Consider the following 23,532-nt stretch of genomic DNA (forward strand, 5'->3'; position numbering starts at 1 on the left):
ATGCGCCGCTTTCTCCTGATTGCCGCTGTATTCGCCGTAGTTTTGTTGTACGGTCTGACTGTTGCAACGGGCAGCAGCAACGTATTGTCCGATTATTTCTGGTGGATTGTTGCCTTGTGCGGCTTGCTGTTGCTGGTGTTGGCGGCGGTGTTGGTGCGCTATGTCGTGCTTTTGATGCGTGACAACAGCAAAAGCGTGTTCGGTTCGCAGATTGCGCGTCGGCTGTCAGGGATGTTTACTTTGGTTGCCGTATTGCCGGGCGTGTTTTTGTTCGGTATTTCCGCCCAGTTTATTAACGGTACGATTAATTCTTGGTTTGGCAACGATACCCATGAGGCATTGGAGCGCAGCTTAAACTTGAGTAAATCCGCGCTGAACTTGGCGGTGGACAACGCTGTCAGCAACGCTACGCCGGTGCAAATCGACTTAATCAGCGCCGCTTCGCTGGACGGCGACTTGGGGCAGACGCTGACCCAATCCGCGCCTACTTCCGAATTTGCCCAGCTGGCGCTTTACAACGCGACCACCCATAAAGCCGAGAAAAGCATCAATCCCCTGAAACTAAATCAACCTGAGCTTAACAAAGAAGGATGGGAGCAGCTGGAACAGACCGGCTCGGTACGTAGTTTGGAAAACATCGGCGGCGTGCTGTATGCTCAAGGCTGGATGCTGATCGGTACGCATAAAAATCAGGATTATGCATTGTTTTTCCGCCAGCCGATTCCGAAAGATGTTGCCCAAGATGCGACGTTGATTGAAGCGGCCCGCGCCAAATACGCCGAGCTGAGTTATACCAAAAAAGGCCTGCAAACCTTTTTCCTGTCCACGCTGTTGGTCGCGACATTGTTGGCCATCTTTTTGGCGCTGGTGATGGCTTTGTATTTTGCCCGCCGTTTTGTGGCACCGGTGTTGTCGTTGGCAGAGGGCGCGCGGGCGGTGGCTCAGGGCGACTTCAGCCAGACCCGGCCGGTATTCCGCAATGACGAGTTCGGCCGTTTGACCCAATTGTTCAACCACATGACCGAGCAATTGGCGATTGCCAAAGAGGCGGACGAGCGCAACCGTTTGCGCGAAGAAGCCGCCCGCCATTATTTGGAATGCGTGTTGGAAAGTTTGACCACAGGCGTGATTACTTTGGATGCCGACGGCCGTCTGAAAACCTTTAACAAGGCCGCCGAACAGATTTTGGGCGTTTCGCTGGTGTCTTTGTGGGGCAGCAACTGGCATCAATGGCACGGCAAATCGCCGCAGCAAACCCTGTTGGCCGATGTGTTTGCCGCCATCCATGAAACCGCCGACAGCGACAAACCCGTCCAAGTCGAATATGCCGCGCCCGACGATGCCCGAATCTTGTTGGGCAAAGCCACCATCCTGCCGGAAGACAACGATAACGGCGTGGTGATGGTGATTGACGACATTACCATCTTGATACGCGCGCAAAAAGAGGCCGCATGGGGCGAAGTGGCGAAACGTTTGGCACACGAAATCCGCAATCCGCTTACGCCCATCCAGCTTTCCGCCGAGAGATTGGCATGGAAATTGCATGATAAACTTGACGAGCAAGATGCCCAAATCCTCAGCCGTTCAACCGATACCATCGTCAAGCAGGTTGCCGCGCTGAAAGAAATGGTCGAAGCGTTCCGCAATTATGCGCGTGCGCCGTCGCTGAATTTAGAAAAACAAGATTTAAACGGTTTGGTGTCGGAAGTATTGGTATTATATGAGGCCGGCGCGTGCAAATTTAATGCACGGCTCAGCGCTGACACCTTGCCGATTGCCGCCGATACGACGGCCATGCGCCAAGTGTTGCATAACCTATTTAAGAATGCCGCAGAAGCGGCGGAGTCGGACGAAGCGCCGCAAGTAAACATCGAAACAGGACGCGAAGGTGGACAGGTTTTCCTGACCGTCTGCAACAATGGCAAAAGTTTCAGCAAAGAAATGCTGCACAATGCTTTTGAGCCGTACGTTACCGACAAACCGACAGGAACGGGGCTGGGTTTGCCCGTTGTGAAAAAAATTATCGAGGAGCATGGCGGCCGCATCAGCCTGAGCAATCAGAACAGTGGCGGCGCGTGCGTCAAAATAGCTTTACCGAAAATGGCAGAAACTTATGCGAAGCAGTGATATTTTGATTGTAGATGATGAAGTAGGCATCCGCGACCTGCTCTCCGAAATCCTTCAAGACGAAGGCTATACCGTTACTTTGGCCGAAAATGCCGAAGAAGCGCGCCAATTGCGTTATCAAACGCGTCCGGCCATGGTGTTGCTGGACATTTGGATGCCCGATTGCGACGGCATCACTTTGTTGAAAGAATGGGCGAAAAACGGCCAACTCAATATGCCTGTGGTCATGATGAGCGGCCATGCCAGCATTGACACTGCGGTTGAAGCCACCAAAATCGGCGCGCTCGATTTTCTGGAAAAACCGATTGCCCTGCAAAAACTCTTGTCCGCAGTAGAACGCGCCTTGAAACATGGCGAAGTTCAGACGGCCTCCGGCATGACTTTGGACAAACTGGGCAACAGCCCCGTCATTCAAGAAATGAACGGCAGCATTGAAGCGGCCGCCAAACACAACCGCCCGCTGCTGTTGGCCGGTGAGGCAGGCTCGCCGTTTGAGATTGTCGCCCGCTATCTGCACAAAAGCGGTACGCCTTGGGTGGCAACCGAACGTGTCGAACACATTGTCGATACGCCGATGGAGCTGTTGCAAAAAGCATCGGGCGGTATTTTGTATGTCGGCGATATTGCCCGTTACAGCAAAAACATCCAAAACGGCATTGCTTTCTTGCTGGAGAAAGCCGACCGCTACAATGTCCGTGTGATTGCTTCATGCGGCTTTAAGCGCGGCGAGAGCGCCGATGACGTCGTTGCCGGCCGACTGGCGGAGCTGTTGAAAGAGCGCATCAATATTCCTTCTTTGCGCAGCCAGCCGGACGATATCGTCTTTTTAATCAACCGCATCATGACCGATTTGGCCGAAAGTCAAAAAATCCAGCCGGTAAAATTCAGTGATAGCGCGTTGGTGGTTTTGCGCCAATACGATTGGCCGGGCAATTACGACCAGCTTGCCGAAACGGTGAAAAACATCATGTTGGAATCGGACGGCAAAGAAGTGGACGAGCAGGCCGTTGCCGTGGCTTTGGGTCAGAAGGAAAACGCGACGGCGACAGAAATCATCGGCGGCTTCAATTTCAATATGCCTTTGCGCGAATTGAGGGAAGAAGTCGAGCGCCGCTACTTTGAGTACCACATCGCCCAAGAAGGCCAAAATATGAGTCGCGTGGCGCAAAAGGTCGGTTTGGAGCGTACGCACCTTTACCGCAAGCTCAAACAACTCGGTATCAGCGTATCGCGTCGCAGCGCCGACAAATCCGAAGAATAAGCGCAATATCGGTTCAAACACAAAAGAGGCCGTCTGAAAGCCATCAGGTTTTTCAGACGGCATCGTCATTTGACGGTTTGCTTGGATAAGCAATATTTGATAAAAAATAATGATATGGCCCGGCATTGTTGTTTTACATTTTGGTCTGACAAAAGTTTTATACCAATAAAATTTTCAGACGGCCTTAATTTGCTTCAGGCCGTCTGAAAACCATTACAAAAAGGGAACAGATTGATGACGGAAAACGAGCGTTTTGCTTGGTTGCAACTGGCATTTACGCCCTATATCGGCGCAGAAAGTTTTTTGGTACTGTTGCAGCAATTCGGTAGCGCACAAGCTGCCTTGAATGCGCCGGCAGACAAAATTGCCGCCCTGGTACGCCATAAACAGGCGGCCGAGTCATGGCGCAATGCGGACAAACGGGCTTTGGCGCAGCAGTCTGCCGAAGCCGCTTTACAATGGGAAATGCAGGACGGTTGCCGTTTGTTGCTGCTGCAAGATGATGATTTCCCTGAAATGCTAACACAAGGCATTACCGCGCCGCCGGTTTTGTTTTTACGCGGCAATGCAGAGTTGTTGCACACGCCTTCTGCCGCGATTGTCGGCAGCCGCCATGCCACGCCGCAGGCCATGCGGATTGCCAAAGATTTCGGCAGGGCGTTGAGTGAAAAAGGCATTCCTGTCGTATCGGGTATGGCTTCAGGTATCGATACTGCCGCCCATCAGGGCGCATTGCAGGCAGATGGCGGTACCATCGCCGTCTGGGGAACCGGTATAGACCGCATTTACCCGCCATCCAATAAAAACCTTGCTTATGAAATTGCTGAAAAAGGATTGATTGTCAGCGAGTTTCCTTTGGACACGCGCCCGTTTGCAGGCAATTTTCCTCGCCGCAACCGTTTGATTGCCGCGTTGTCACAGCTGACATTGGTGGTTGAGGCGGCATTGGAATCCGGCTCATTGATTACTGCCAAGCTGGCGGCGGAGATGGGGCGCGAAGTGATGGCGGTGCCTGGTTCGATAGACAATCCGCACAGCAAAGGCTGCCACAAGCTGATTAAAGACGGAGCAAAATTGGTGGAATGTCTGGACGATATTCTCCATGAGTGTCCGCAGCTATTGCAAAATACGCCTGTTCCATCATATTCTATAAATAAGACGGTAAAACCCAAAAACGACCAAATCAAACGTCTGCAACCCAAAGCAATAGCGGATGAACCGCAAAGGCCGTCTGAAAACCTATCTGCCGCCCCATCGACAAGCGCTTTATTGGAAGCAATGGGTTACGACCCAATACACCCCGATATTTTGGCGCAACAAACCAATACGGCAGCGGCAGACGTGTACGCACAGCTTTTGGAATACGAACTCGACGGTATCGTTGCTGCTTTGCCGGGCGGCCGTTACCAGCGCATCAAAGCATAAATTATCTATATTTAAGGAACCAGCATGACCGAAGTCATTGCCTATTTAATCGAACACTTCCAAGATTTCGACAACTGTCCGCCTCCGGAAGATTTGGGTCGCCTGCTGGAAGATGCAGGTTTTGACGCTACGGAAATCGGCAATACATTGATGATGATGGAAGTCTTGTTCAATACGTCCGAATTCTATGCCGAGCCGTTTAACAGCGATTCCCTGCGCGTATTCTGCCGTGAGGAAGCTGAAAACCTGCCGCAGGAAGTCATGGGCTTGATGCAGTATCTGGTTGCCGAGCACGCAATTACTTACGAGCAGCGCGAAATCGTCATTCACGCCCTGATGCACATTCCATCGGACGAAATCACCCTCGATACCGCCAAAGTGTTGGTATTGCTGGTGTTGTGGATGCACAAGAGCGAGTTGCCCGTCCTGATAGGCGACGACTTGATGAGTGCGTTGACCGGACAAAACGTGATGCACTAAACCTTTTTTCAGACGGCCTCAATCATAAAGGCCGTCTGAAACATAAACCCAATACATCCAAAAGAGAACAACAATGGCGAAAAACCTATTAATCGTCGAATCTCCGTCCAAAGCCAAAACCCTGAAGAAATATCTGGGCGGTGATTTTGAAATCTTAGCGTCTTACGGTCATGTCCGCGACTTGGTACCCAAAAGCGGAGCAGTCGATCCCGACAACGGCTTTGCCATGAAGTACCAGCTGATCAGCCGAAACAGCAAACACGTCGATGCCATCGTCGCCGGTGCCAAAGAAGCCGAAAACATCTACCTCGCAACCGACCCGGATAGGGAAGGCGAAGCCATTTCCTGGCATCTTTTGGAAATCCTCAAATCCAAACGCGGCCTGAAAAACATCAAACCGCAGCGTGTCGTGTTCCATGAAATCACCAAAAACGCCGTGCTTGATGCCGTCGCCCATCCGCGCGAAATCGAAATGGACTTGGTCGATGCGCAACAAGCCCGCCGCGCTTTGGACTATTTGGTCGGTTTCAACCTCTCGCCGTTGTTGTGGAAAAAGATCCGCCGCGGTTTGAGCGCAGGCCGTGTACAAAGTCCTGCCCTGCGCCTGATTTGTGAGCGCGAAAACGAAATCCGTGCGTTTGAAGCGCAGGAATATTGGACGGTACATCTCGACAGCCACAAAGGCCGCAGCAAATTCACCGCCAAACTCGCCCAATACAACGGCGCGAAACTCGAACAATTCGACCTGCCGAACGAAGCCGCTCAAGCCGACGTGTTGAAAGAACTCGAAGGCAAAGAGGCCGTCGTTACCGCCATCGAAAAGAAAAAGCGCAGCCGCAACCCTGCCGCACCGTTCACTACATCTACCATGCAGCAAGATGCCGTGCGCAAACTCGGCTTCACCACCGACCGCACTATGCGTACCGCCCAGCAGCTTTACGAAGGTATAGACGTAGGGCAGGGCGCCATCGGTCTGATTACCTATATGCGTACCGACAGCGTGAATTTGGCTGATGAAGCGTTAACCGAAATCCGTCATTACATCGAAAACAAAATCGGCAAAGAATATCTGCCAAGCTCGGCCAAGCAGTACAAAACCAAATCCAAAAACGCCCAAGAAGCCCACGAAGCGATCCGTCCGACTTCCGTATACCGCACGCCCGAAAGCGTCAAACCCTTCCTGAGCGCAGACCAGTTCAAACTCTATCAAATGATTTGGCAGCGCACCGTCGCCTGTCAGATGACGCCCGCCAAATTCGACCAAACCACCGTCGATATTACCGTCGGCAAAGGCGTATTCCGCGTAACCGGACAAGTGCAAACCTTCGCAGGCTTCTTGAGCGTTTATGAAGAAAGCAGCGACGACGAAGAAGGCGAAGACAGCAAAAAACTGCCCGAAATGAGCGAAGGTGATAAACTGCCTGTGGACAAACTTTACGGCGAACAACACTTTACCACTCCGCCGCCGCGCTATAACGAAGCCACACTGGTTAAAGCCCTCGAAGAATACGGCATTGGCCGCCCCTCCACCTACGCCAGCATTATTTCCACGCTCAAAGACCGTGAATACGTTACCCTTGAGCAAAAACGCTTCATGCCCACCGACACAGGCGACATCGTCAATAAATTCCTGACCGAACACTTCGCCCAATATGTCGATTACCACTTCACCGCCAAACTCGAAGACCAGCTTGACGAAATTGCCAACGGCAAACGCCAATGGATTCCCGTGATGGATAAATTCTGGAAGCCGTTTATCAAGCAAGTGGAAGAAAAAGAGGGTATCGAACGCGCCAAATTTACCACGCAGGAACTCGACGAAACCTGCCCCAAATGCGGCGAACACAAACTGCAAATCAAATTCGGCAAAATGGGCCGCTTCGTTGCGTGTGCCGGTTATCCCGAGTGCAGCTACACGCGCAATGTCAACGAAACCGCCGAAGAAGCTGCTGAACGTATTGCCAAAGCCGAGGCTGAACAAGCCGAACTTGACGGACGCGAATGCCCTAAATGCGGCGGTCGCCTAGTGTACAAATACAGCCGTACCGGCAGCAAATTCATCGGCTGCGCCAACTACCCCAAATGCAAACACGTCGAGCCGCTGGAAAAACCGAAAGATACCGGCGTCCAATGCCCGCAATGTAAAAAAGGTAACCTCGTCGAGCGCAAATCCCGCTACGGCAAACTGTTTTACAGTTGCAGTACCTATCCCGACTGCAACTACGCCACATGGAACCCACCCGTCGCCGAAGAGTGTCCGAACTGCCATTGGCCGGTTTTAACCATCAAAACCACCAAACGCTGGGGCGTGGAAAAAGTCTGCCCGCAAAAAGAATGCGGCTGGAAAGAACAGATAGAACCGCCTGCACCGAAAGAATGATGAAGTAGGTTGGTTTAAAGAGAAAAGGTCGTCTGAAAAAATTTCAGACGACCTTTGCTTTTCTGTGATTATTTTATTTGAATCCGCATGTCGTTTTAAAGTCCGATAAAATACGGTTCATTTCTGGTTCAAATAAGGCTATGTAATCGTAAGATAGACCGCGGCTGGCACTAGGGTGGGGCAGGCAGACGACTTCGCAATTTTCAAACGATTGGAATCTGATTTTGAAACGTGTACCGCTAAAATCTTTTTGTACTACTCGTAGCGGTTGAGTTTGTTTTCCGACAAGCTGCTCGAAGCGCGGCAATACATTTGCGCGATTAAGATAATTTGTCAGGTTGCTTCCCATGAAGAGAATCAATTTAGGACGTAGTTTCTCAATGTGGTAGAGAAAATTATCGACGTGTTCGGGCTGGAGAAATTTGTTTGGATTGTCGATTTTGTTGCCCTGAGTAGCTGCCCAGTTGGTTTGAACCAGGGATTTTTCAAATGCACCGCCCAATCCATTTTCGTCTAAGGGGTGTCCCCACATTTCAAACCAATTTTTTATTGTATTGTCGTAACGCCACTTTTTTGCCTGCTCACCATAATAGAGGGATTTATTTGCAAATGTATGGTCGATTTTGTTTTCAGGGAGTTTGTATTCACCTGCTACATAAGCAGCCTCATCGGCTTTACTCCAACCCCACTCATACCCACAAATCATTAAACCATGTTTGTCGTTGTAACCTTGGAATATACTGTTACTGAGATTCAGGTCTGACATGATAATAACCTTATATAAACATTTCACAGAGAAATACTCATTATAAATAAGTAAATGTAATTTATCTAGTTTAAGTTTAAAACGCACTTCACGGTGAAACATAGTTCAGTATTTCATGTCGTCAAATTCAAACTGAAAAGGTCGTCTGAAAAATTTTCAGACGACCTTTTGTCTCTAAAAGCAGAGATCGAAATACGGTTTGATAGCAGTTTCACTATATAATTGAGGCCGTCTGAAAACTTGGCATCTTTTAAAAAATTATGGCAAATAACAAACATTCCAAACACACCAATCAAGTACGCATCATTGGCGGGCAATGTAGGGGACGAAAGTTAACTTTTCTGTCCGCAGATGGTTTGCGTCCGACACCTGACAGCGTGCGTGAAAAACTGTTTAACTGGTTAGGTCAGGATTTAACCGGCAAAACAGTATTGGATTTATTCAGCGGTAGTGGTGCTTTGGGAATGGAGGCTGCTTCTCGTCATGCGGCAAAAGTGGTAATGGTCGATAACCACCGCCAAACCGTGCAAACACTTCAGAAAAATGTTCGTGAATTAGGCTTGAGGCAGGTGGAAATCGTGTGTTCAGACGGCATGGCTTATTTGACAAGGCCGTCTGAAAAATTTGATGTCGTGTTTCTTGATCCGCCTTTTGCATGGGAAGATTGGCAAAATCTGTTTATCCGATTGCAAAGCCACTTGAAAAATGGGGCAATGGTCTATATTGAAGCAGGGAATCTGCCTGAAAAACCGGATTGGCTGGAAATTTATCGGGAAGGAAAGGCGGGAATGAGCAAGTTTGAATTGTTGCTCTATTCGCAAGTTGCTGAATAGTATGGAATTTGAGAATCATTCCCAAGGTGTAAAACATTCTTTCAAACAGATTGTTCCGACATCATTTGTGCTATAATCCGCGCCCAATCGGTTTTGATAATTTAAGAAAAAAGGAAATAGAAATGTCGCTCTTTATTACAGATGAGTGCATTAACTGCGATGTGTGCGAACCGGAATGCCCTAATGATGCCATTTCGCAAGGTGAAGAAATTTACGAAATCAATCCAAATTTGTGTACGCAATGTGTAGGTCATTACGATGAGCCGCAGTGTCAACAGGTATGTCCTGTCGACTGTATCTTGATCGATGAAGAACATCCTGAGACGCACGAAGAACTGATGGCCAAGTACGAAAAAATCATTCAGTTTAAGTAAATAATGTTTAAAAGCAAAAACTTGGATATTTTTAAAGAAATAAGTGAAAAAAAATCTTGACGGAAATCTGAGTTGCAAATAAACTAGCGTTCTCTTTTGGAGGGATTCCCGAGCGGTCAAAGGGGGCAGACTGTAAATCTGTTGCGTGAGCTTCGAAGGTTCGAATCCTTCTCCCTCCACCAAAAATTCTTACTTGGAGCAAATAGTGAGTATGCGGGTGTAGCTCAATGGTAGAGCAGAAGCCTTCCAAGCTTACGGTGAGGGTTCGATTCCCTTCACCCGCTCCAAACAATTTCGCCCATGTAGCTCAGGGGTAGAGCACTCCCTTGGTAAGGGAGAGGTCGGCAGTTCAAATCTGCCCATGGGCACCATCTCATTATTACCCTTTCTTTCAAAAGCTTAGATTATAGGATATTGCCATGGCTAAGGAAAAATTTGAACGTAGCAAACCGCACGTAAACGTTGGTACTATCGGTCACGTTGACCATGGTAAAACCACTCTGACTGCTGCATTGACTACTATTTTGGCTAAAAAATTCGGTGGCGCTGCAAAAGCTTACGACCAAATCGATAACGCTCCTGAAGAAAAAGCCCGCGGTATTACCATTAATACCTCTCACGTAGAATACGAAACCGAAACCCGCCACTACGCACACGTAGACTGCCCGGGTCACGCCGACTACGTTAAAAACATGATTACCGGTGCTGCCCAAATGGACGGCGCTATCTTGGTATGTTCCGCAGCCGACGGTCCTATGCCGCAAACTCGCGAACACATTCTGTTGGCTCGTCAAGTAGGCGTACCTTACATCATCGTGTTCATGAATAAATGCGACATGGTTGACGATGCCGAGCTGTTGGAACTGGTTGAAATGGAAATCCGTGACCTGCTGTCAAGCTACGACTTCCCAGGCGACGATTGCCCAATCGTACAAGGTTCTGCATTGAAAGCTTTGGAAGGTGATGCTGCTTACGAAGAAAAAATCTTCGAACTGGCTGCTGCTTTGGACAGCTACATCCCAACACCTGAGCGTGCTGTGGACAAACCTTTCTTGTTGCCTATCGAAGACGTATTCTCTATCTCTGGCCGTGGTACAGTAGTAACCGGTCGTGTAGAGCGCGGTATCATCCACGTTGGTGACGAGATCGAAATCGTAGGTCTGAAAGAAACCCAAAAAACCACTTGTACCGGTGTTGAAATGTTCCGCAAACTGCTGGACGAAGGTCAAGCAGGTGACAACGTAGGCGTATTGCTGCGTGGTACTAAACGTGAAGACGTAGAGCGTGGTCAAGTATTGGCCAAACCGGGTACCATCACTCCTCACACCAAGTTCAAAGCAGAAGTATACGTACTGAGCAAAGAAGAGGGTGGCCGTCACACTCCATTCTTCGCTAACTACCGTCCACAATTCTACTTCCGTACTACCGACGTAACTGGTGCAGTTACTTTGGAAGAAGGCGTAGAAATGGTAATGCCGGGTGAGAACGTAACCATTACTGTAGAACTGATTGCACCTATCGCTATGGAAGAAGGTCTGCGCTTTGCGATTCGCGAAGGTGGCCGTACCGTAGGTGCAGGTGTGGTTTCTTCTATCATCGCTTAAGTTTAGAGGCCAATAGCTCAATTGGTAGAGTATCGGTCTCCAAAACCGAGGGTTGGGGGTTCGAGACCCTCTTGGCCTGCCAAATAAAAAATTAACCGGCCTTGTGCCGGTTAATTTTTTTGTACTTAAGTTTTAAGATTATCTAGAATTAATTATATGGATCAATGCTGCTATCTAAAATGGATGGTGGGTGGGGCATTGATAAGTGAGTAAAGATGACAGAACATTCGTCTGGTCACAAAGAAGGCCATCAGAAAAAGGAAGTGGTGGTAAGTAGTAAGCCAGCTCCTGAAAAGAAAGAAGGTCTGTTTGCATATTTTAAGAGCTCTTGGACCGAGTTCAAGAAGGTGGTTTGGCCGAGTCGGGATGAAGCGGTCAAAATGACTGTATTTGTAATTATCTTTGTTGCGATTTTGGCAGCCTTCATTTATGTGGCAGATACAATTATTTCATGGTTGTTTTTTGATGTTTTATTAAATAGGAAAGGGTAAAGATGTCAAAGCGTTGGTATGTGGTGCAGGCCTATTCCGGTTTTGAAAAAAATGTCCAAAAAACATTGAAAGAGCGTATTGCTCGTGAAAACATGGAAGATTATTTCGGTCAGATTCTTGTGCCCGTCGAGGAAGTAGTAGATATCAAGAATGGTCGAAAAACCATCAGTGAGCGTAAATTCTATCCAGGCTATGTATTGGTCGAAATGGAAATGACTGATGACTCGTGGCATTTGGTTAAGAGCACTCCTCGAGTAAATGGTTTTGTAGGCGGTAGTGGAAATCGCCCGATCCCAATTTCTCAAAAAGATGCGGATGCTATTTTGCAACAAGCTAAGACAGGTGTTGAGAAGCCAAAACCAAAAGTTGAGTTTGAAGTTGGTCAGCAAGTTCGAGTAAACGAAGGCCCATTTGCTGATTTTAACGGTATTGTTGATGAAGTTAATTACGAACGTAATAGACTGCGTGTTTCAGTTCAGATTTTTGGTCGCGAAACACCGGTGGAATTAGAGTTCGGTCAGGTTGAAAAGATTTAAGTGTTTTAATTCGCTTGAAAAATTTTTTTTAAGCGGATATAATCGCGAATTCTGTTTGGGAAGCGGAATGGTTCCGCGTTATACCCGTTTTTAGGAGTCCTTTAAGTGGCAAAGAAAATTATCGGCTACATTAAACTGCAAATTCCTGCAGGTAAAGCCAATCCATCTCCCCCAGTTGGTCCAGCTTTGGGTCAACGTGGTTTGAACATCATGGAATTCTGTAAAGCATTTAATGCTGCAACCCAAGGTATGGAACCTGGTTTGCCAATTCCAGTCGTGATTACTGCATTTGCAGACAAATCATTCACATTTGTGATGAAAACTCCACCAGCTTCTATCTTGTTGAAAAAAGCTGCTGGTCTGCAAAAAGGTAGTTCTAATCCTCTGACCAATAAAGTGGGTAAATTGACCCGTGCTCAGTTGGAAGAAATTGCTAAAACTAAAGAGCCTGATTTGACTGCTGCTGACTTGGATGCGGCTGTCCGTACTATCGCAGGTTCTGCTCGCTCAATGGGCTTGGACGTGGAGGGTGTTGTATAATGGCTAAAGTATCTAAACGCTTGAAAGCTCTTCGCTCTTCTGTTGAAGCTAACAAACTGTACGCAATCGACGAAGCAATTGCTTTGGTTAAAAAAGCTGCTACCGCTAAATTTGACGAGTCTGTTGACGTATCTTTCAACTTGGGCGTTGATCCTCGTAAATCTGACCAAGTTATCCGTGGTTCAGTCGTTCTGCCTAAAGGTACCGGTAAAACAACTCGCGTAGCTGTATTTACACAAGGTGTAAATGCAGAAGCTGCTAAAGAGGCCGGTGCAGATATCGTCGGCTTCGAAGATTTGGCTGCTGAAATCAAAGCAGGCAATCTGAACTTTGACGTTGTTATTGCTTCTCCTGATGCAATGCGTATCGTTGGTCAATTGGGTACTATCTTGGGCCCTCGTGGTCTGATGCCAAACCCTAAAGTAGGTACTGTTACTCCTAACGTTGCTGAAGCAGTTAAAAATGCAAAAGCAGGTCAAGTACAATACCGTACAGATAAAGCCGGTATCGTTCATGCAACTATCGGTCGTGCTTCTTTCGCTGAAGCTGACTTGAAAGAAAACTTCAATGCGTTGCTGGATGCTATCGTTAAAGCCAAACCTGCCGCTGCTAAAGGTCAGTACCTGAAAAAAGTTGCTGTATCCAGCACTATGGGTTTGGGTGTTCGCGTTGATACCGCAAGCGTGAACAACTAAGAAATTTTCAGGTGATCCGGCTTTCTGGATTGCCTGAATTTGGGCTACTTAAAATTAAGTAGATGTCCAAGACCGTAGGGATCGTGAGATTTAATCGTAACTGCCCTACGCAGACGGTAGTCCTGAAACACATTGCAAGATTGCTTGTAAGATGTCTTTTTAGGTTACCGCGCTGGTGGGATATCATTTCGGTATCCTGTTTATAAACAGTGGGAGGTAGACCTTGAGTCTCAATATTGAAACCAAGAAAGTGGCCGTAGAGGAAATTAGCGCAGCTATTGCTAACGCTCAAACTCTCGTAGTCGCTGAATATCGCGGTATCAGTGTTTCCAGCATGACTGAGCTTCGTGCGAATGCACGTAAAGAAGGCGTTTACTTGCGCGTTCTGAAAAATACTCTGGCTCGTCGCGCAGTAGAGGGTACTTCATTCGCAGGTTTGGCCGATCAAATGGTTGGTCCATTGGTTTACGCTGCTTCTGAAGATGCTGTTGCTGCTGCTAAAGTGCTGCACCAATTCGCGAAAAAAGATGACAAAATCATCGTTAAAGCCGGTTCTTACAATGGCGAAGTGATGAATCCTGCTCAGGTTGCTGAGTTGGCTTCTATTCCAAGCCGCGAAGAACTGTTGTCCAAACTGTTGTTCGTTATGCAAGCTCCTGTATCAGGCTTTGCACGTGGTTTGGCTGCTTTGGCAGAGAAAAAAGCCGGCGAAGAAGCCGCTTAATCGATTTTGTTTCATTTAATCAATTATTTTTTAATACAATATTTGGAGTAAAATAGCATGGCTATTACTAAAGAAGACATTTTGGAAGCCGTTGGTTCTTTGACCGTAATGGAATTGAACGACCTGGTTAAAGCTTTTGAAGAGAAATTTGGTGTTTCTGCTGCTGCTGTTGCAGTTGCAGGTCCTGCAGGTGCTGGTGCAGCTGCTGCTGAAGAAAAAACTGAATTTGACGTAGTATTGGCTTCTGCTGGTGATCAAAAAGTTGGCGTGATTAAAGTTGTCCGCGCTATCACTGGCTTGGGTCTGAAAGAAGCTAAAGACATCGTTGACGGTGCACCTAAAACTCTGAAAGAAGGTGTTTCTAAAGCTGAAGCTGAAGACATCCAAAAACAACTGGAAGAAGCCGGCGCTAAAGTCGAAATCAAATAATTTGATGCTTCCTGTGAAGGCTGGCAGTTTTCTGCCAGCCTTATTTTGCTTCTTAAAATAAGTATCAGGCATTGTTTACATTTATTTGCATAGTTTTTATAAAATCGTTGCAAATAAATGTAAATATTAAGTTAATGCATGTCGTTGTTTCAGACGGCCTATTATTTAAAATTGCTTTTCGGAGTGTATATGAGCTATTCGTTTACCGAGAAAAAACGTATCCGTAAGAGTTTTGCAAAGCGAGAGAATGTCTTGGATGTTCCTTTCCTGCTGGCAACCCAAATTGATTCTTATGCGAAATTTTTGCAGCTGGAAAACGCTTTTGACCAACGTACTGATGATGGTCTGCAAGCAGCATTCAATTCTATTTTCCCGATTGTGAGCCATAATGGTTATGCACGATTGGAGTTTGTGCATTACACATTGGGCGAACCTTTGTTCGATATTCCTGAATGTCAATTGCGCGGTATTACTTATGCGGCTCCATTGCGTGCACGTATCCGTTTGGTGATTTTGGATAAAGAAGCGTCTAAACCGACTGTAAAAGAAATTCGTGAAAACGAAGTATATATGGGCGAAATTCCGTTGATGACACCAAGTGGCTCTTTTGTCATCAATGGTACAGAGCGTGTAATTGTTTCCCAGTTGCACCGTTCTCCAGGTGTGTTCTTTGAGCATGACCGTGGTAAAACTCATTCCTCCGGTAAGCTGTTGTTCTCTGCTCGTATTATTCCTTACCGTGGTTCATGGTTGGATTTCGAATTTGATCCAAAAGATTTGTTGTATTTCCGTATCGACCGTCGCCGTAAAATGCCGGTTACAATTTTGTTGAAAGCTTTGGGCTACAACAATGAACAAATCTTGGATATTTTCTATGACAAAGAAACTTTCTATTTGTCTTCAAACGGTGTTCAAACAGATCTGGTTGCAAGCCGTCTGAAAGGCGAAACTGCCAAAGTTGATATCTTAGATAAAGAAGGCAATGTATTGGTTGCCAAAGGTAAACGTATTACTGCGAAAAATATCCGTGATATTACCAATGCAGGCTTGACTCGACTGGATGTGGAACCAGAAAGCCTGTTGGGTAAAGCATTGGCTACTGATCTGATTGATCCGGAAACTGGCGAAGTATTGGCTTCTGCTAACGATGAAATCACAGAAGAGCTGTTGGCCAAACTTGATATTAACGGCGTAAAAGAAATTACTACCCTGTATATCAATGAATTGGACCAAGGCGGTTATATTTCCAGCACTCTGCGTACAGATGAAACAGCCGACCAACAAGCTGCGCGTGTGGCAATTTACCGCATGATGCGTCCTGGCGAACCACCTACCGAAGAAGCTGTCGAGCAGCTCTTCAACCGTTTGTTCTTCAGTGAAGACAGCTATGACTTGTCTCGTGTAGGCCGTATGAAATTCAATACGCGCACATACGAGCAAAAATTGTCTGAAGCACAACAAAACTCTTGGTATGGCCGTCTGTTGAATGAGACTTTGGCCGGCGCAGCTGAAAAAGGCGGTTACGTTCTGAGCGTAGAAGACATTGTAGTTTCCATTGCCACATTGGTTGAATTGCGTAATGGTCATGGCGAAGTAGATGATATTGACCATTTGGGCAACCGTCGCGTTCGTTCCGTAGGCGAGTTGACAGAAAACCAATTCCGCAGTGGTTTGGCTCGTGTAGAACGTGCCGTTAAAGAACGTTTGAATCAAGCGGAATCTGAGAACTTGATGCCGCATGACCTGATTAATGCGAAACCTGTTTCTGCTGCGATTAAAGAATTCTTCGGTTCTAGCCAATTGAGCCAGTTTATGGATCAGACCAACCCATTGTCTGAAGTAACCCATAAACGCCGTGTATCTGCGTTGGGCCCGGGTGGTTTGACTCGCGAACGTGCAGGCTTTGAGGTGCGAGACGTACATCCGACCCACTATGGCCGTGTATGTCCTATTGAAACACCTGAAGGTCCGAACATTGGTTTGATCAACTCATTGTCCGTTTATGCGCGCACCAATGATTATGGCTTCTTGGAAACACCTTACCGTCGCGTTGTTAATGGTAAGGTAACTGAAGAAATCGATTACTTGTCTGCCATCGAAGAAGGTCGCTATGTGATTGCACAGGCGAATGCTGATTTGGACAAAGACGGCAATTTGATTGGCGATTTAGTTACTTGTCGTGAAAAAGGCGAAACCATTATGGCAACGCCTGACCGTGTACAATATATGGACGTGGCAACCGGTCAAGTGGTATCCGTAGCGGCATCCCTGATTCCGTTCTTGGAACACGATGATGCGAACCGTGCATTGATGGGTGCCAACATGCAACGTCAGGCCGTACCGTGCCTGTGTCCTGAAAAACCGATGGTTGGTACTGGTATTGAGCGTTCTGTTGCCGTTGACTCTGCTACTGCAATCGTTGCCCGGCGCGGCGGTGTGGTTGAGTATGTTGATGCCAACCGTGTTGTGATTCGTGTCCATGACGATGAGGCGACTGCCGGTGAAGTGGGTGTCGATATTTACAACCTGGTTAAATTTACCCGTTCCAACCAATCTACCAACATCAACCAACGTCCGGCTGTCAAAGCAGGCGATGTTTTGCAACGCGGTGATTTGATTGCTGACGGTGCATCCACCGATTTGGGTGAATTGGCTCTAGGTCAAAACATGACCATCGCCTTTATGCCGTGGAACGGTTACAACTACGAAGACTCGATTCTGATTTCTGAAAAAGTAGCTGCAGACGACCGCTATACTTCGATTCACATTGAGGAATTGAACGTTGTTGCCCGCGATACCAAGCTGGGTGCGGAAGACATTACCCGCGATATTCCGAACTTGTCCGAGCGTATGCAAAACCGTTTGGATGAATCCGGTATTGTTTACATCGGTGCGGAAGTAGAGGCCGGTGACGTCTTGGTGGGTAAAGTAACGCCTAAAGGCGAAACTCAACTGACTCCTGAAGAAAAACTGCTGCGTGCCATCTTCGGTGAAAAAGCGTCTGACGTAAAAGATACTTCATTGCGTATGCCTACCGGCATGAGCGGTACGGTTATCGACGTTCAAGTCTTTACCCGTGAAGGTATCCAACGCGACAAACGTGCTCAATCCATTATTGATTCTGAGCTGAAACGTTACCGTCAAGACTTGAGCGACCAGTTGCGTATTTTCGATAACGACGCATTTGACCGTATTGAGCGCATGATTGTCGGCCAAAAAGCTAATGGTGGCCCGATGAAGCTGGCTAAAGGCAGCGAAATTACTACCGAATATCTGGCAAGCCTGTCCAGTAAACATGATTGGTTTGACATCCGTTTGGCTGACGAAGATTTGGCCAAACAGTTGGAACTAATTAAATTGAGCCTGCAACAAAAACGCGAAGAAGCGGACGAGTTGTATGAGATTAAGAAGAAAAAACTGACTCAAGGCGACGAGCTGCAACCGGGCGTACAAAAAATGGTGAAAGTATTTATCGCCATCAAACGCCGTCTGCAAGCCGGTGACAAAATGGCGGGTCGCCACGGTAACAAAGGTGTGGTATCACGCATTCTGCCGGTGGAAGACATGCCTTACATGGCTGACGGACGTCCGGTGGACATCGTATTGAACCCGTTGGGCGTACCTTCCCGTATGAACATCGGTCAGATTTTAGAAGTTCACTTGGGTTGGGCGGCAAAAGGTATCGGCGAGCGTATCGACCGTATGCTGAAAGAGCAACGCAAAGCCAGCGAGCTGCGCGAGTTCTTGAACAAACTCTATAACAGCAGCGGTAAGAAAGAAGATTTAGACAGCCTGACAGATGAAGAAATCATCGAATTGGCTTCTAACTTGCGTAAAGGCGCATCTTTCGCATCCCCAGTGTTTGACGGTGCGAAAGAGTCTGAAATCCGCGAAATGTTGAACTTGGCTTATCCAAGTGACGATCCAGAAGTTGAAAAATTGGGCTTTAACGACAGCAAAACCCAAATCACGCTGTATGACGGACGCTCTGGCGAACCATTTGACCGCAAGGTAACAGTTGGTGTGATGCACTATCTGAAACTGCACCACTTGGTTGATGAAAAAATGCATGCCCGTTCTACCGGTCCGTACAGTCTGGTTACCCAACAACCTCTGGGCGGTAAAGCCCAGTTCGGTGGCCAACGTTTCGGTGAGATGGAGGTTTGGGCGCTGGAAGCATACGGTGCAGCATACACGTTGCAAGAGATGCTGACAGTGAAGTCGGACGACGTGAACGGTCGTACCAAAATGTACGAAAACATCGTCAAAGGCGAACACAAAATCGATGCCGGTATGCCTGAATCCTTCAACGTATTGGTTAAAGAGATTCGCTCACTGGGCTTGGATATCGATTTGGAACGCTACTAAACAGAAGTTTTCAGACGGCCTTTTAAGGTCGTCTGAAAAAGCGGTTTCAGAATAAGAATAAAGCAATCGGCATTTAGGCCGTCTGAAATCAAAAGTACCGTTTCCAATATCGAAAATCCGCCACGCGGTAAAAATACTTCCTTCAAGGAGCAAAAATGAATTTGTTGAACTTATTTAATCCGTTGCAAACCGCCGGCATGGAAGAAGAGTTTGATGCCATCAAAATCGGTATTGCCTCTCCCGAAACCATCCGCTCATGGTCTTATGGCGAAGTTAAAAAACCTGAAACCATCAACTACCGTACGTTCAAACCAGAGCGCGACGGTTTGTTCTGCGCCAAAATCTTTGGCCCGGTTAAAGACTATGAATGTTTGTGCGGTAAGTACAAACGCTTGAAATTTAAAGGCGTAACCTGTGAAAAATGTGGCGTAGAAGTTACCCTGTCCAAAGTGCGCCGCGAACGCATGGGCCATATCGAATTGGCAGCACCTGTTGCCCACATTTGGTTCTTAAAATCCCTGCCTTCCCGCCTGGGTATGGTATTGGACATGACGTTGCGTGATATCGAACGTGTATTGTACTTTGAAGCATTCGTGGTGACCGATCCCGGCATGACTCCGTTGCAACGCCGTCAATTGCTGACTGAAGACGATTACTACAACAAGCTGGACGAATATGGCGACGACTTTGATGCCAAAATGGGTGCGGAAGGTATCCGCGAATTGCTGCGCACCTTGGATATTGCCGGCGAGATCGAGATCCTGCGTCAAGAGCTGGAATCTACCGGTTCTGACACCAAAATCAAAAAAATTGCCAAACGCTTGAAAGTGTTGGAAGCCTTCCATCGTTCCGGTATGAAACTGGAGTGGATGATTATGGATGTGCTGCCGGTATTGCCACCTGATTTGCGTCCTTTGGTTCCATTGGATGGCGGTCGTTTTGCCACTTCCGATTTGAACGATTTATACCGTCGCGTCATCAACCGTAACAACCGTCTGAAACGTCTGTTGGAACTGCATGCGCCTGACATCATCGTCCGCAACGAAAAACGTATGTTGCAAGAAGCAGTTGACTCTCTGTTGGATAACGGCCGTCGCGGTAAAGCTATGACCGGTGCCAACAAACGTCCGCTGAAATCATTGGCCGACATGATTAAAGGTAAAGGCGGCCGCTTCCGTCAAAACCTGCTGGGTAAACGTGTGGACTACTCCGGTCGTTCCGTGATTACCGTAGGCCCATACCTGCGTCTGCACCAATGCGGTCTGCCGAAGAAAATGGCTTTGGAACTGTTCAAACCGTTCATTTTCCATAAACTGGAAAAACAAGGTTTGGCTTCTACCGTTAAAGCAGCGAAAAAATTGGTAGAACAAGAAGTACCGGAAGTATGGGACATCTTGGAAGAAGTGATCCGCGAACATCCGATTATGCTGAACCGTGCGCCAACCCTGCACCGTTTGGGTATTCAAGCGTTCGAACCTATCCTGATCGAAGGTAAAGCGATTCAGTTGCATCCGTTGGTATGTGCCGCATTTAACGCCGACTTTGACGGTGACCAAATGGCCGTGCACGTTCCATTGAGCTTGGAAGCACAAATGGAAGCGCGCACGCTGATGCTGGCTTCAAATAACGTATTGTCTCCAGCCAATGGCGAACCAATCATCGTACCTTCTCAAGATATCGTATTGGGTCTGTACTACATGACCCGCGACCGTATCAATGCTAAAGGCGAAGGCAGCCTGTTTGCTGATGTGAAAGAAGTGCATCGTGCATACCATACCAAACAGGTTGAACTGGGTACGAAAATTACCGTACGTCTGCGCGAATGGGTGAAAAACGAAGCAGGTGAGTTTGAGCCTGTCGTTAACCGTTACGAAACAACAGTCGGCCGTGCATTGTTGAGCGAAATCTTGCCTAAAGGCCTGCCGTTCGAGTACATCAACAAAGCGCTGAAGAAAAAAGAAATTTCTAAACTGATTAACGCATCATTCCGTCTGTGCGGCCTGCGTGAAACAGTTATTTTCGCCGACCACCTGATGTATACCGGTTTCGGTTTTGCGGCTAAAGGTGGTATTTCCATTGCGGTTGACGATATGGAAATTCCGAAAGAAAAAGCAGCCTTGCTGGCCGAGGCTAATGCCGAAGTTAAAGAAATCGAAGATCAATACCGTCAAGGTTTGGTAACCAATGGCGAACGTTACAACAAAGTAGTCGATATTTGGGGTCGTGCCGGCGATAAGATCGCTAAAGCGATGATGGATAATCTGTCCAAACAAAAAGTCATCGACCGTGACGGCAACGAAGTTGATCAAGAGTCCTTCAACTCTATTTACATGATGGCCGACTCTGGTGCCCGTGGTTCTGCGGCTCAGATTAAACAGTTGTCCGGTATGCGTGGTTTGATGGCAAAACCTGACGGCTCCATTATTGAAACGCCTATTACCTCTAACTTCCGCGAAGGTTTGACCGTATTGCAATACTTTATTGCGACCCACGGTGCGCGTAAAGGTTTGGCGGATACCGCGTTGAAAACGGCAAACTCTGGTTACCTGACCCGTCGTCTAGTAGACGTAACTCAAGACTTGGTCGTTGTTGAAGACGATTGCGGTACTTCAGATGGCTTTGTTATGAAGGCGGTCGTACAAGGTGGTGATGTGATTGAAGCATTGCGCGATCGTATTTTGGGTCGTGTTACCGCGTCTGACGTTGTTGATCCATCAAGTGGCGAGACCTTAGTTGAAGCCGGTACGTTGTTGACTGAAAAACTGGTGGATATGATTGACCAATCCGGTGTCGATGAAGTCAAAGTCCGTACCCCGATTACTTGTAAAACCCGCCATGGCTTGTGTGCACACTGTTACGGTCGCGACTTGGCACGCGGTAAACTGGTTAATGCCGGTGAGGCTGTAGGTGTCATTGCTGCACAATCTATTGGTGAACCAGGTACTCAGCTGACCATGCGTACGTTCCACATCGGTGGTGCGGCATCCCGCGCGGCTGCTGCCAGCCAAGTGGAAGCTAAATCCAACGGTACAGCTCGTTTCAGCAGCCAAATGCGTTACGTTGCCAACAACAAAGGCGAATTGGTTGTCATTGGCCGCTCTTGTGAAGTTGTGATTCACGATGAAATCGGCCGTGAACGTGAACGCCACAAAGTACCTTACGGTGCAATCCTGTTGGTACAAGACGGCGAAGCCATTAAAGCCGGTCAAACTTTGGCAACTTGGGATCCGCATACCCGTCCGATGATTACCGAACATGCAGGTTTGGTGAAATTCGAAAACGTAGAAGAGGGTGTAACCGTTGCGAAACAGACCGACGATGTAACCGGTTTGTCCACTTTGGTGGTCATCGACGGCAAACGTCGCTCCTCCGGTGCTTCTAAACTGTTGCGTCCGACTGTCAAATTGTTGGATGAAAACGGTTTGGAAATCTGTATCCCAGGTACGACTACGCCGGTTTCTATGGCGTTCCCGGTTGGTGCAGTGATTACTGTCCGTGAAGGTCAGGAAGTCGGTAAGGGTGATGTGTTGGCGCGTATTCCTCAAGCGTCTTCTAAAACCCGCGATATTACCGGTGGTCTGCCGCGCGTTGCTGAGTTGTTTGAAGCACGCGTGCCGAAAGATGCCGGCATGTTGGCTGAAATTACCGGTACCGTTTCCTTCGGTAAAGAAACCAAAGGTAAACAGCGTCTGATTATTACCGACGTAGACGGTGTAGCATACGAAACGCTGATTTCTAAAGAGAAACAGATTTTGGTACACGACGGTCAAGTGGTCAACCGCGGTGAAACCATCGTGGACGGTGCCGTAGATCCGCACGACATTCTGCGTCTGCAAGGTATTGAAGCATTGGCTCGCTACATTGTTCAAGAGGTACAAGAGGTTTACCGCCTGCAAGGTGTGAAGATTTCCGATAAACACATCGAAGTCATCATCCGCCAAATGTTGCGCCGTGTGAACATTGTGGATGCTGGTGATACAGAGTTTATTACCGGCGAACAAGTCGAGCGTAGCGATGTGATGCTTGCCAATGAGAAAGCCATCGCTGAAGGCAAAGAGCCGGCACGTTATGAAAATGTGTTGTTGGGTATTACCAAAGCTTCCTTGTCTACCGACAGCTTCATTTCTGCTGCATCGTTCCAAGAAACAACCCGCGTCTTGACCGAGGCCGCTATCATGGGCAAACAAGACGAGCTGCGCGGTTTGAAAGAGAACGTGATTGTTGGTCGATTGATTCCTGCCGGTACAGGTTTGACTTACCACCGCAGCCGTCACCAACAATGGCAGCAAGCCGATCAAGAAGCTTCTGAAATTGAAGCTTCAGACGAATAATCCGGAAGGATTTTCGTGAAAATAAAACCGCAAGCCAGTCTTGCGGTTTTATTTTATAGAGGGCTTAGATAGGGTAGAGAGCGAGGCCGTCTGAATCTTTCAGACGGCCATTGCTTCCAAAATTTTAAAGATAAATAGAAAAACACTAAACTTTATCAGTCATTTGCT

16 protein-coding genes, 4 tRNA genes and 2 pseudogenes are annotated in these 23,532 nt (G+C 47.7%); 21 read left to right on the forward strand and 1 reads right to left on the reverse strand.

Going from position 1 to position 23,532, the window contains the following annotated elements:
* From ACTHUG_RS08700 to topA, 6 genes and pseudogenes are all read left to right on the forward strand, one after another.
* Complete coding sequence (locus tag ACTHUG_RS08700; protein WP_440386601.1) at positions 1 to 2,127, forward strand: ATP-binding protein; 2,127 nt, start codon at positions 1 to 3, stop codon at positions 2,125 to 2,127.
* Positions 2,114 to 3,388, forward strand: a complete 1,275-nt coding sequence (locus ACTHUG_RS08705) for a sigma-54-dependent transcriptional regulator (RefSeq protein ID WP_440386600.1) — start codon at positions 2,114 to 2,116, stop codon at positions 3,386 to 3,388. The genes ACTHUG_RS08700 and ACTHUG_RS08705 overlap by 14 nt, the downstream gene beginning before the upstream one ends.
* Before the next feature lie 234 nt (positions 3,389 to 3,622).
* Positions 3,623 to 4,553 (forward strand): annotated as a pseudogene (dprA, locus tag ACTHUG_RS08710) (DNA-processing protein DprA); the annotation flags it as partial.
* 59 nt (positions 4,554 to 4,612) lie between these two features.
* Positions 4,613 to 4,813 (forward strand): annotated as a pseudogene (locus tag ACTHUG_RS08715) (DNA-processing protein DprA); the annotation flags it as partial.
* A gap of 24 nt (positions 4,814 to 4,837) precedes the next feature.
* Positions 4,838 to 5,293 carry a DUF494 family protein gene (locus tag ACTHUG_RS08720; protein WP_003749244.1) on the forward strand — a complete coding sequence of 152 codons (456 nt, stop codon included), beginning with the start codon at positions 4,838 to 4,840 and terminating at the stop codon, positions 5,291 to 5,293.
* Between the two features lie 73 nt (positions 5,294 to 5,366).
* Positions 5,367 to 7,673 (forward strand): type I DNA topoisomerase, encoded by a 2,307-nt coding sequence (gene topA / locus ACTHUG_RS08725; protein WP_440386599.1) that lies wholly within the window; start codon positions 5,367 to 5,369, stop codon positions 7,671 to 7,673.
* Positions 7,674 to 7,746: 73 nt separating this feature from the next.
* Here topA and ACTHUG_RS08730 read toward each other — a convergent pair whose 3' ends face one another.
* Positions 7,747 to 8,442: a hypothetical protein gene (locus ACTHUG_RS08730; RefSeq protein ID WP_440386610.1), complete on the reverse strand. Its 696-nt coding sequence runs from the start codon at positions 8,440 to 8,442 to the stop codon at positions 7,747 to 7,749.
* Positions 8,443 to 8,699: 257 nt separating this feature from the next.
* On the opposite strand from ACTHUG_RS08730, the gene rsmD reads away from it, so the two are divergent.
* The 15 genes from rsmD to rpoC all read left to right on the forward strand — a co-directional run bounded on the left by rsmD (position 8,700) and on the right by rpoC (position 23,364).
* Positions 8,700 to 9,272 carry a 16S rRNA (guanine(966)-N(2))-methyltransferase RsmD gene (rsmD, locus tag ACTHUG_RS08735; protein WP_440386598.1) on the forward strand — a complete coding sequence of 191 codons (573 nt, stop codon included), beginning with the start codon at positions 8,700 to 8,702 and terminating at the stop codon, positions 9,270 to 9,272.
* Between the two features lie 122 nt (positions 9,273 to 9,394).
* Positions 9,395 to 9,646, forward strand: coding sequence for a YfhL family 4Fe-4S dicluster ferredoxin (locus ACTHUG_RS08740; RefSeq protein WP_003679513.1), 252 nt, complete (start codon positions 9,395 to 9,397; stop codon positions 9,644 to 9,646).
* Positions 9,647 to 9,744: 98 nt separating this feature from the next.
* Positions 9,745 to 9,828 (forward strand) — tRNA-Tyr (locus ACTHUG_RS08745).
* A gap of 31 nt (positions 9,829 to 9,859) precedes the next feature.
* A tRNA-Gly gene (locus ACTHUG_RS08750) sits at positions 9,860 to 9,933 on the forward strand.
* A 9-nt stretch (positions 9,934 to 9,942) separates the two neighbouring features.
* Positions 9,943 to 10,017: transfer RNA gene (locus ACTHUG_RS08755), tRNA-Thr, on the forward strand.
* 48 nt (positions 10,018 to 10,065) lie between these two features.
* Complete coding sequence (tuf, locus tag ACTHUG_RS08760) at positions 10,066 to 11,250, forward strand: elongation factor Tu (RefSeq protein ID WP_003684779.1); 1,185 nt, start codon at positions 10,066 to 10,068, stop codon at positions 11,248 to 11,250.
* Positions 11,251 to 11,256: 6 nt separating this feature from the next.
* Positions 11,257 to 11,332 (forward strand) — tRNA-Trp (locus ACTHUG_RS08765).
* 133 nt (positions 11,333 to 11,465) lie between these two features.
* Entirely contained in the window at positions 11,466 to 11,741 is a 276-nt protein-coding gene (secE, locus tag ACTHUG_RS08770; protein WP_003749256.1) for a preprotein translocase subunit SecE, read from the forward strand.
* A 2-nt stretch (positions 11,742 to 11,743) separates the two neighbouring features.
* Positions 11,744 to 12,277: a transcription termination/antitermination protein NusG gene (gene nusG, locus ACTHUG_RS08775; protein WP_003749258.1), complete on the forward strand. Its 534-nt coding sequence runs from the start codon at positions 11,744 to 11,746 to the stop codon at positions 12,275 to 12,277.
* 105 nt (positions 12,278 to 12,382) lie between these two features.
* Positions 12,383 to 12,817 carry a 50S ribosomal protein L11 gene (gene rplK, locus ACTHUG_RS08780; protein ID WP_002220151.1) on the forward strand — a complete coding sequence of 145 codons (435 nt, stop codon included), beginning with the start codon at positions 12,383 to 12,385 and terminating at the stop codon, positions 12,815 to 12,817.
* Complete coding sequence (gene rplA / locus ACTHUG_RS08785) at positions 12,817 to 13,512, forward strand: 50S ribosomal protein L1 (RefSeq protein WP_440386597.1); 696 nt, start codon at positions 12,817 to 12,819, stop codon at positions 13,510 to 13,512. The genes rplK and rplA overlap by 1 nt, the downstream gene beginning before the upstream one ends.
* 223 nt (positions 13,513 to 13,735) lie before the next feature.
* On the forward strand, positions 13,736 to 14,236 hold the full coding sequence (gene rplJ / locus ACTHUG_RS08790; RefSeq protein ID WP_003680699.1) for a 50S ribosomal protein L10: 501 nt from the start codon (positions 13,736 to 13,738) through the stop codon (positions 14,234 to 14,236).
* 57 nt (positions 14,237 to 14,293) lie between these two features.
* Positions 14,294 to 14,665: a 50S ribosomal protein L7/L12 gene (rplL, locus tag ACTHUG_RS08795; protein WP_003677916.1), complete on the forward strand. Its 372-nt coding sequence runs from the start codon at positions 14,294 to 14,296 to the stop codon at positions 14,663 to 14,665.
* Positions 14,666 to 14,854: 189 nt separating this feature from the next.
* A complete protein-coding gene (gene rpoB, locus ACTHUG_RS08800; RefSeq protein ID WP_440386596.1) occupies positions 14,855 to 19,033 on the forward strand; it encodes a DNA-directed RNA polymerase subunit beta in 4,179 nt (1,392 codons plus the stop codon).
* Positions 19,034 to 19,188: 155 nt separating this feature from the next.
* Entirely contained in the window at positions 19,189 to 23,364 is a 4,176-nt protein-coding gene (gene rpoC / locus ACTHUG_RS08805) for a DNA-directed RNA polymerase subunit beta' (RefSeq protein ID WP_440386595.1), read from the forward strand.
* Positions 23,365 to 23,532: the final 168 nt, after the last annotated feature.

This window comes from Neisseria sp. P0022.S009 (assembly GCF_051956675.1).
Lineage (GTDB): Bacteria > Pseudomonadota > Gammaproteobacteria > Burkholderiales > Neisseriaceae > Neisseria.

Excerpts from the sequence above, each read along its gene's own strand:
- ACTHUG_RS08740 (WP_003679513.1), top strand. The coding sequence starts at position 9,395 with ATGTCGCTCTTTATTACAGATGAGTGCATTAACTGCGATGTGTGCGAA.
- rpoB (WP_440386596.1), top strand. The coding sequence starts at position 14,855 with ATGAGCTATTCGTTTACCGAGAAAAAACGTATCCGTAAGAGTTTTGCA.
- secE (WP_003749256.1), top strand. The coding sequence starts at position 11,466 with ATGACAGAACATTCGTCTGGTCACAAAGAAGGCCATCAGAAAAAGGAA.
- topA (WP_440386599.1), top strand. The coding sequence starts at position 5,367 with ATGGCGAAAAACCTATTAATCGTCGAATCTCCGTCCAAAGCCAAAACC.
- ACTHUG_RS08705 (WP_440386600.1), top strand. The coding sequence starts at position 2,114 with ATGCGAAGCAGTGATATTTTGATTGTAGATGATGAAGTAGGCATCCGC.
- tuf (WP_003684779.1), top strand. The coding sequence starts at position 10,066 with ATGGCTAAGGAAAAATTTGAACGTAGCAAACCGCACGTAAACGTTGGT.
- rsmD (WP_440386598.1), top strand. The coding sequence starts at position 8,700 with ATGGCAAATAACAAACATTCCAAACACACCAATCAAGTACGCATCATT.
- rplL (WP_003677916.1), top strand. The coding sequence starts at position 14,294 with ATGGCTATTACTAAAGAAGACATTTTGGAAGCCGTTGGTTCTTTGACC.
- rpoC (WP_440386595.1), top strand. The coding sequence starts at position 19,189 with ATGAATTTGTTGAACTTATTTAATCCGTTGCAAACCGCCGGCATGGAA.
- rplA (WP_440386597.1), top strand. The coding sequence starts at position 12,817 with ATGGCTAAAGTATCTAAACGCTTGAAAGCTCTTCGCTCTTCTGTTGAA.
- ACTHUG_RS08700 (WP_440386601.1), top strand. The coding sequence starts at position 1 with ATGCGCCGCTTTCTCCTGATTGCCGCTGTATTCGCCGTAGTTTTGTTG.
- nusG (WP_003749258.1), top strand. The coding sequence starts at position 11,744 with ATGTCAAAGCGTTGGTATGTGGTGCAGGCCTATTCCGGTTTTGAAAAA.
- ACTHUG_RS08720 (WP_003749244.1), top strand. The coding sequence starts at position 4,838 with ATGACCGAAGTCATTGCCTATTTAATCGAACACTTCCAAGATTTCGAC.